General features: G+C 63.1%; 1 protein-coding gene. It reads left to right on the top strand.

Translation table 11 applies throughout. The annotated features are described in order from the left end of the window. Nucleotides 1–314: DNA cytosine methyltransferase (locus EXE44_RS18870; RefSeq protein WP_199241298.1), on the top strand; the 314-nt coding region annotated here is incomplete at both ends.

Below are 314 nucleotides of genomic sequence, written 5' to 3' on the forward strand. Positions count from 1 at the left end.
GTACGAGGTCACGTCGAAGCACGCGCACCTCCTCGACGACATCCCGCCGGGGCTGAACTACTCCTTCTACACGGAGAAGCTGGGACACCCGGACCCAGTGTTCGGGTGGCGCTCGCGCTTCTCCGACTACCTCTACAAGACGGATCCCGAGGAGCCGGTCCGAACGCTGAAAGCGCAGCCGGGAGCCGCATCGGGACCGTTCCACTGGGAGAACCGGAAGTTCACCGAGGAGGAACTCAAGCGACTCCAGTCGTTCCCGGACGATTACGTTCTGACCGGGAGCTACGGGGACGTGGTGAAGCAGATCGGCAACT

The organism is Halorubrum sp. SS7 (genome assembly GCF_005435055.1).
Taxonomy (GTDB): domain Archaea; phylum Halobacteriota; class Halobacteria; order Halobacteriales; family Haloferacaceae; genus Halorubrum; species Halorubrum salinarum.